Origin of the sequence: Streptomyces sp. NPDC060198 (genome assembly GCF_042728415.1) — a bacterium.
Taxonomy (GTDB): Bacteria; Actinomycetota; Actinomycetes; order Streptomycetales; family Streptomycetaceae; genus Streptomyces.
The window spans coordinates 1-1,791 of record NZ_JBHWZJ010000653.1; the positions used below are offsets into that span (position 1 = coordinate 1).

The following is a 1,791-nucleotide window of genomic DNA, read 5'->3' on the forward strand; positions in this document are numbered from 1 at the left end:
CCGCGATGCGGACCGCGCCCTTGCGTTCACCGGCACTTGTGGCAAGATGCTGGCAGGTCATGAGTGACAGCGACTACGGCCCCGGCCCGCTGTCCGGCAACCCTCCGTCCGTGGCGGGGTGCCCCGGGTGAAGACCAGGCCGCAGGCAGCGAGGTCTGCGGCAAGCGCGGGCCCCTCGGCATCCTTGAATGCCAACCCCCGGGGTCCTGGTCCCTAGGGAGCCTCTTGTGAGCAAGCGAATGCGATAGGGCGCAACGCCCTTCCCCGCACCCCTCTCATCTCTTCGCACCGTGCTGCCGCGTACCCGCCGGCACGGTGAATTCGCCTGCGTGATCCGGGAGTTCGTCATGTCCGTGTCTTCTGCTGCCCTCAACACCCCCGACTCCTCCGCCGCTTTCGACGCGGACACCGCCCCGCTGCCGGTGCTCGGCAAGGACGTCACCGTCCCCCTCGTCACCGGAGGCGAGGTCACCTACGCGGCACTCGACTACGCCGCCAGCGCCCCGGCCCTCCAGCGCGTCTGGGACGACGTGGCCGCCTACGCGCCGTACTACGGCAGCGTCCACCGCGGCGCCGGCTACCTCTCGCAGCTCTCCACCGACCTCTTCGAGAACAGCCGCGCCACCGTCGCGGAGTTCCTCGGCTGCCGCCCCGGCGACCAGGTGGTCTTCACCCGCTCGACCACCGACTCCCTCAACCTGCTCGCAGCCGTGATCCCGGCCGACTGCGAGGTGTTCGTGTACGAGACCGAGCACCACGCCTCGCTGCTGCCCTGGCGGGACGCCCGCGTCACCTACCTCAACGCGCCGCGCACCCCGCAGCAGGCCGTCGAGTCCCTGGAGCGCGCGCTCGCCGACCGGGACCCCTACGGCCCGGCACTCGTCTGCGTCACCGGCGCCTCCAACGTCACCGGCGAGCTGTGGCCGGTCAAGGAGCTGGCCGCCGCCGCCCACGCGCACGGTGCCCGCATCGTGCTGGACGCCGCCCAGCTCGCCCCGCACCACCCGGTGGACATCGCCGCACTCGACGTCGACTGGGTCGCCTTCTCCGGTCACAAGCTCTACGCCCCCTTCGGCTCCGGCGTCCTCGCCGGCCGCGCCGACTGGCTCCAGGACTCCGAGCCCTATCTGGCCGGCGGCGGCGCCTCGAAGAAGGTCGCCCGGCGCACCGACGGCGGCGTGGACGTGGAGTGGCACACCACCTCGGCCCGCCACGAGGCCGGTTCGCCCAACGTCATCGGCGTCTACTCCATCGCCTCCGCCTGCAAGGCCCTGACCGAGGCCGGCTTCGACAAGCTGGTCGCCCGCGAGCAGCGGCTGGTCGCCCGGGTCCGCGCGGGCCTCGCCGAGGTGCCGCAGGTCAAGGTGCTCTCGCTCTTCGGCGACGACGCCCCGCGCGTCGGCGTCATCTCCTTCGTGGTGGAGGGCTGGAACAGCTCCCACTTCGCCGCCGCGCTCTCCGCCGAGTACGGCATCGGCGTCCGCGACGGCCTGTTCTGCGCCCACCCCCTGGTCCGCACCCTGCTCGGCAGCGACCCGCAGGACCCGGGCGAGTGCGGCGCGCCGGAGGCCGAGCCGGGCGAGCGCTCCCTGAACGCCATCCGCGTCAGCTTCGGCGCCGGTACGCCGGACGAGCACGTGGACCGCTTCGTGCGCGCGGTCGGCGAGCTGGTCAGCGAGGGTGCCCAGTGGAAGTACCGCACCGAGGGCGGCCGTTGCGTCCCGGACCGGGGCACCGCACAGATCTGACGGCGATGCCCGGCAGCACTTCGGCCGGGGACGGGCAGCTGCC

1 protein-coding gene and 1 riboswitch are annotated in these 1,791 nt (G+C 72.8%); the gene reads left to right on the top strand.

The window, feature by feature from the left end; genetic code table 11:
* The first annotated feature begins 55 nt into the window (after positions 1 to 55).
* Positions 56 to 173: riboswitch (SAM riboswitch) on the top strand.
* 174 nt (positions 174 to 347) lie between these two features.
* Positions 348 to 1,748 carry an aminotransferase class V-fold PLP-dependent enzyme gene (locus ACFWEP_RS34485; protein ID WP_387376226.1) on the top strand — a complete coding sequence of 467 codons (1,401 nt, stop codon included), beginning with the start codon at positions 348 to 350 and terminating at the stop codon, positions 1,746 to 1,748.
* Positions 1,749 to 1,791 lie beyond the last annotated feature (43 nt).

Coding starts and splice junctions, on each gene's coding strand:
- ACFWEP_RS34485 (WP_387376226.1), top strand. CDS start 348: ATGTCCGTGTCTTCTGCTGCCCTCAACACCCCCGACTCCTCCGCCGCT.